Genomic DNA, 6,558 nt, shown 5'->3' with positions numbered 1-6,558 from the left:
TCCGGAAAGGGCCCATGAGATAAAAAGGGCCCACCCGGCGACACACCGAGCGGACACACTTTTTGTCACTTAACCCCTATATTCGTCCCTCTCGGGAACTTTTCTGGGCTACCATCCGACAATAGGTACAAGGGCAGCGGTCAGACTACCGCTGTTCTTCTCAAACTGCCCCGCTTAAAGGAGTTGAACTGTTCTAGTGAGTCCCCGGGTCGCTTCAGGCGAAACGTTTCGGTTCTCAAAGTCGGGTTTCCGACGTGCAGTAGCCGCCGCTGCGGCGCTTGCGGTCTTTGCCGGCGCGTCCGTTATCAATGCAGCCCCTGCGAGTGCTCATGATTCCGTCCTGTCATCGAATCCAGGCGACAAGCAGGTTCTCGATGAATTTCCGCACCACGTTTCTCTCAAGTTCTCCGGCAACCCCAAGAACAACTTCAACACCGTTGCAATTAGCGATGCAGATGCCAAGGAAGTCCTGTACTCCCACGAGCCAGAAGTAGTGGGTAATGAGGTCTCTTTGGATATTCCTGAGGAGATTAATCCAGGGCCTGGCAACTACATTATTGGTTTCCAGATTACCTCCTCTGATGGTCACTCCACCCGAGGAAAGACCTCTTTCTCAGTGGCTGATCCGGATGCTGCTGGCGCAGCCGAAGCTGGGGCAGAATCTCGTCAAACCGGTGCGCACGCCGAGGAAACGAAGTCAATACCGCTATGGGCTTATGGCCTCGGTGGTGGACTCATCGTCATCATCGCCGCTGTCGTCACCGTTATTAATCGAAAGGCAAAATAGGCACATGAAGCTCAATCGCACTGCAACTGCACTGATTGCTGGTTCCGCAGCTCTGACCCTTGCTCTGGCAGGTTGCTCATCCGACGATAACACTGCTGCTGAGGTGACTGAGTCCGCAACCTCCGCTGCGACCGAGGCTACTTCTGAGATGGAGAAGAACGATGCTGCTGTGCAGCTGGCCGATGCCTACATCAAGGAAAAGCCGGCTGACAAGGGCATGACCGCCATCTTCGGTACGCTGACCAACAACACCGATAAGGACATCAAGGTTTCCTCCTTCAAGCTTGAGGGGCTGAAGGAGGGCACGAAGTTCGAGCAGCACGACACCAAGGACGGCAAGATGTTCGAGGTGCCGGAAGGTCTGACGATTCCGGCTAATGGCGAACTCGTTCTCGAACCGGGTAGCACTCACTTCATGATCATGGACAATGATGAAGCTATGGATGTGGGAGCTGAGTACAAGCTCGTCATTGAGCTTTCCGACGGCTCTAGCATCACCCAGGATGTTGAGGTTCGTGTCCAGCCGGCGGGCGAAGAGGACTACGGTAATGACGGTGACCTGAACAACCCAGAGCATATGGGCGGCGGTGAGATGGATCACTCACACCACTAATTCTTGTGACAAGTTGGTCAAGCAATGGCTCGTCGTAAAGCGGGCGTGAGCTCAGGTACGTCGAGGAATTGATTAACTGGATCTAATGGTGGCAGAAGCGCTGGAGTTGGCAGGTTATTGCGGCATATGCAACGAACTCCGGCGCTTTTCTTTTTCCGAAAAAGGTTTTCGATACGGTCGAATTGGATAGGCCAGTGGTTGCGTTGAAGCCATTGAAAAATTGGTGGATTCCCAGCCACCTCATGGGCTCCAGTTTGAAGTAATCAGGAAGGTAAGAGTGCACAACATGTCCGAAGGCTTTTCCAGAAGGCGTTTTCTTGGCGGGCTTGGCACCGCCGCAGGAGCCTCAGCGCTCGCCCTGGGGGCGCCGGAAGCCCAGGCGATTGGGTTAGAACGTCCACAGGAAGCGCCGCCGAAACCGCCTTTGCAGACAGCAACCGTACCTTTTGATGGGGCTCATCAGGCGGGGATTGCGACGCCCGCACAGGCGAATCTATGGCTAATAGCCTTCAACGTAAAGAAGGGGGTTAATCGCAATCGTCTCCAAAACCTCATGCGTGCCTGGACCGATGACGCTCGCCGAATGACAGCCGGCAAGGCTACTCGAACGGACTTGGAGCCTGAGCTCATGGGGAGTCCGGCCAATCTGACTATCACAGTTGGATATGGGGAAAACTTCTTCACAATCATCGATAGGGAAGACCAGAAGCCCGAGTGGCTGGGGGATCTGCCAAAGTACGTTAACGATGAGCTCCGCCCGGAGTGGAACGGTGGAGACCTGTGCCTGCAGATTTGTGCGGATGACCCGGTAATGGTCTCCCATGCGGCCCGAATGATGATCCGAAATGCGGGCTCTTATTTGGACGTCCATTGGGTGCAGGCTGGCTTCCAGCACGCCAATGGTTCTAGGCAGGAAGGCGAGACCCCGCGCAATCTCTTCGGCCAGAAGGACGGTACGGTCAACCCGCGCACTCGTGAAGAATTCGACAAGCAGGTGTGGATTGATAGTGGTCCGGATTGGTTGCGGGGCGGTACAGCGATGGTTGTCCGCCGTATCGAAATGGATATTCCAGGCTGGGATGTGTTGGACCGCGAAAGCCGCACTGTTATTACCGGCCGAGATATCGGCACCGGCGCGCCAATTGGAGGTAAGGACGAGTTTGAGACCGTCGACCTGGCGAAGACTGATGAATATGGTCTGCCTCTGACGGATCCGAACAGCCATGTTGCGCTGTCAATGCCTCCGAAAGAGAAACCTAATCAGCGGATTCTGCGACGGGTCTACAACTATGACCTGCCACCGGAACCGAATGGTCGATTCGAGACCAACACCGGCCTGGTATTCATTTGTTTCCAGAAGGACCCGTTGGAGCAGTTCAATCCGATTCAAGAGCGGCTGTCCAAGAACGACCGTCTCAATCAGTGGATTTTCCACATTGGATCCGCCGTGTTTGTTATGCCACGAGGAACTTCTGAGGAGGAGTACTGGGCCCAGGACCTTTTCGAGGCCTGAGTTTTGACCGTGCGGTAAAGTGTGTGAACGACTGACGAAGGTCACCAGGTATGTGATTTTCGAAGACACTTTGAAAAGGAGTACACGCACGCCGTGTCAGAAGAATTTGCAACCCCAGCACCGTTTTCCGTGCCCGCAGGAGTTTCTGCGGGCGAGGCGATGAGAGACCTGGGTTTCCCGAACAAGGGCGTTGACGCCATCGTTTGTGTCCGCGACCCTGAAGGCAATTTGAAGGATCTGTCCTTTAAGCCAGAAGTGGAAACCGTCTTCGAGCCCGTTCCGGCGAATACTCCGGACGGTCGCGATGTCATCCGCCACTCTGCGACTCACGTGATGGCTCAGGCCGTGCAGTTGGAGTTCCCTGGGACGAAGCTGGGCATTGGCCCTGCCATCGACAATGGTTTCTACTACGACTTCCGTGTCGATGAGCCTTTCTCGCCGGAGGATCTCAAGCGCATCGAAAAGCGTATGAAGAAGATCATCAAGTCTGGTCAGCGATTCGAGCGCTTCGCGTTCGAGTCTGCCGATCAGGCGCAGGAAGCGCTTGCCGACGAGCCGTATAAGCTCGAGCTGATTGTTGAAAAGTCGGCCGGCAAGGTGTCCGAAGATGATGAGGCCAATGTCGACGTCGGTGGTGCAGGTACGACCTTGACCGGCTACCGCAACGTCAATCCGCGTACTGGCGAGACCGAGTGGTTTGATCTTTGCCGCGGCCCGCACGTGCCGACCACTCGTTACATCCCTGCTTTTAAGATCACGCGTTCTTCCGCTGCGTACTGGCGGGGTGACCAATCTCGAGATAACCTGCAGCGTGTTTACGGCACTGCGTGGGAGTCCAAGGAAGCGTTAGACGAGTACCTTGACCGCATGCTCGAGGCTGAGAAGCGCGATCACCGCCGTTTGGGCTCCGAGCTGGATTTGTTCAGCTTCCCGGATGAGATTGGTTCTGGTTTCCCGGTATTCCATGTCAAGGGTGGCATCATCCGCAACGAGATGGAGCAGCACTCCCGTCGCCGTCATATCGAAGCGGGCTATGACTTTGTGAACACGCCGCACGTAACTAAGGGTGACTTGTTCAAGAAGTCTGGTCACCTTGACTTCTACGCGGATGGCATGTTCCCGCCGATGCAGCTCGACGGCGAATATGACGAACACGGCAACTGCACCAAGGCTCCGCAGGACTACTACGTCAAGCCGATGAACTGCCCGATGCACAACCTCATTTTCGCATCGCGTGGTCGCAGCTACCGTGAACTTCCGATTCGTATGTTCGAGTTCGGCACCGTCTACCGCTACGAGAAATCAGGCGTTATCCACGGTCTTACCCGAGCCCGTGGCTTTACGCAGGACGATGCCCACATCTACTGCACCGAGGATCAGCTGGAAGAAGAGCTCACTAATGTCCTCGACTTCATCATTTCGCTTCTGCGTGACTACGGCCTGGATGACTTCTACCTGGAGCTGTCTACGAAGGACGAAAAGAAGTTCGTCGGCTCGGATGAAATTTGGGAGAAGTCCACAGCTATTCTCCAGCGCGTTGCCGATGCTTCTGGCCTCGAGCTCGTTCCTGATCCGGGCGGAGCCGCTTTCTATGGTCCGAAGATTTCCGTCCAAGCCCGCGATGCCATCGGCCGTACTTGGCAGATGTCGACGGTACAGCTCGACTTCAACCTGCCGGAGCGCTTCGAGCTCGAGTACACCGCACCTGACGGAACCAAGAAGCGCCCGATTATGATTCACCGTGCGCTTTTCGGCTCCATCGAACGTTTCTTTGGCGTCCTATTGGAGCACTACGCAGGTGCTTTCCCGGCTTGGCTGGCTCCGGAACAGGTTGTTGGTATTCCGGTTGCGGATGACTGTATCCCACACCTGGAGGGCTTTGCTGCACAGCTGAAGTCTCGTGGCATCCGCGTCCACGTGGATACGTCCGATGACCGCATGCAGAAGAAGATTCGCAACCACACCCAGGCCAAGGTTCCGTTCATGATTCTGGCTGGTGCCCGCGACATTGAGGCAGGAGCCGTCAGCTTCCGGTTCCTCGATGGCACCCAGATTAACGGGGTGGCAGTTGAGAAGGCTGTCGACATCATCTGTGATTGGGTTGCTTCGCGGAATAACGAACAGCCGAACAAGGAGAATGTCTCTGCTCTCTAGAGGTCGTTAACGCTCTCTAATTCGACCGCGTTGTTTTAACTGGTGAACCACGCGTGGTAATCCAAAGAAGTTGACCGCGAGGTCGTAAACTACAGCAGAGAAATATATGTGGTCGGGGCTCGAATGGGGTCCCGGCCACGCAACGAAGGGGATGGCAGTGAATCAGTCGGGAAGTGAAGAGTTGCCTCCGCAGCAGCAGGGCAATGCCGGCCAGCAGGAATCGTCTGATGGCGTATACGTCGACAGCGGTTACGGCGAACCGGATCGGCTCACGCGCTTATGGGCACCCTACCGGCTGGACTACATCGTCAAGCGTGGTGTGCATAACTCCAAGCCATCTCGTAACCCCTTCGTTGATTTGCCGAAGCAAAGCGATGAGGAAGCACTCATTATCGCTCGCGGCGAGTGGGTGTACGCCGTTTTGAATCTGTTCCCGTACAACCCAGGGCACCTCATGGTGGTTCCATATCGCGAAGTCGCCAACCTTGAGGACTTGACCGACGAAGAAACAGCCGAGATGATGCGATTTGCCAAGCATGCGGTTCGTACTCTCAAATCGGTTTCGCGCCCGCACGCCGTCAATGTAGGTTTCAACTTAGGCAAGGCCTCCGGCGGTTCGGTCGCCGATCACCTGCATATGCACGTCGTACCGCGCTGGTCGGGTGACAGCAATTTTATGACCGTGATCGATGGCACCAAAGTGTTACCGCAGGCTCTTCGTCAGACTCGCGAGTTGCTTGCCGACGGCTGGCGTGCCCTTAATCAAGAGGATGGGGCAGCATGCTGAGTGTCCGTGGCAGGGCTCCAATCCGCCCAGTAGTTGAACCGATTGCCGCTGCACTTTTGCGGGTCGGCATTAGCCCGAACACGGTCACCCTGGTGGGAACGGTAGTTTCCGTTCTGCTTGCGGTAATCCTGATTCCTACCAACCATCTTTTCGCAGCTGCGGTGTCAATCGCTATTTTCACTGCTTTTGACCTGCTCGATGGCACGATGGCCAGACTTCGAGGGCAGGGAACGAAATACGGAGCGACGCTGGATGCTTCCTGTGACCGCATTACGGATGCTGCACTGTTCGGGGCGATAGCGTATTGGGTGGTGTATCACCATGACGCGGATTCAGTGCTGCTTATTCTGACACTGATCACTATGGGATCTTCCCAGGTCATTTCCTACGTTAAGGCTCGGGCAGAAGCTAGCGGCCTCAAGGTCAACGGCGGTCTCGTCGAACGTGCGGAGCGCCTGATTATCGGTCTAATCGGCATTGGGCTCCAGGGGCTTGGCGTGGACTATGCCCTCTACGTCGCAATGTGGCTCCTGGCGATTGGGTCGGTATTCACCGTCATTCAGCGCTTGTACATGGTGGCTAAGCAGCCAGGAGCGTTGGATCCCATCGCCCCGCCAGAAGGCGCAGCTGATAGTTCATCTATCAACCCTGACTCTGCTACGAAGTCCACGGGTTCGGCTGATTCCAACAACTAAAGGAGGATA

Annotated in this window: 6 protein-coding genes; all 6 read left to right on the top strand. The window is 55.7% G+C overall.

What is annotated here, in order from left to right; genetic code table 11:
• Positions 1-196: 196 nt before the first annotated feature.
• The 6 genes from QP995_RS07785 to pgsA all read left to right on the top strand — a co-directional run bounded on the left by QP995_RS07785 (position 197) and on the right by pgsA (position 6,549).
• Positions 197-787 (top strand): copper resistance CopC family protein, encoded by a 591-nt coding sequence (locus tag QP995_RS07785; protein WP_070832268.1) that lies wholly within the window; start codon positions 197-199, stop codon positions 785-787.
• A 4-nt stretch (positions 788-791) separates the two neighbouring features.
• Positions 792-1,400: a copper chaperone PCu(A)C gene (locus QP995_RS07780; RefSeq protein WP_284827016.1), complete on the top strand. Its 609-nt coding sequence runs from the start codon at positions 792-794 to the stop codon at positions 1,398-1,400.
• Between the two features lie 286 nt (positions 1,401-1,686).
• Positions 1,687-2,913, top strand: coding sequence for a Dyp-type peroxidase (locus QP995_RS07775; protein ID WP_147719053.1), 1,227 nt, complete (start codon positions 1,687-1,689; stop codon positions 2,911-2,913).
• Positions 2,914-3,072: 159 nt separating this feature from the next.
• On the top strand, positions 3,073-5,067 hold the full coding sequence (thrS, locus tag QP995_RS07770; protein ID WP_284853086.1) for a threonine--tRNA ligase: 1,995 nt from the start codon (positions 3,073-3,075) through the stop codon (positions 5,065-5,067).
• Between the two features lie 157 nt (positions 5,068-5,224).
• Positions 5,225-5,854, top strand: coding sequence for an ATP adenylyltransferase (locus QP995_RS07765; protein ID WP_005511478.1), 630 nt, complete (start codon positions 5,225-5,227; stop codon positions 5,852-5,854).
• Positions 5,848-6,549 (top strand): phosphatidylinositol phosphate synthase, encoded by a 702-nt coding sequence (pgsA, locus tag QP995_RS07760; protein WP_049193676.1) that lies wholly within the window; start codon positions 5,848-5,850, stop codon positions 6,547-6,549. The genes QP995_RS07765 and pgsA overlap by 7 nt, the downstream gene beginning before the upstream one ends.
• Positions 6,550-6,558 lie beyond the last annotated feature (9 nt).

The organism is Corynebacterium sp. MSK032 (assembly GCF_030232065.1).
Taxonomy (GTDB): Bacteria; Actinomycetota; Actinomycetes; order Mycobacteriales; family Mycobacteriaceae; genus Corynebacterium; species Corynebacterium jeikeium_D.
This window is presented reverse-complemented; position numbering and strand designations above follow the sequence as displayed.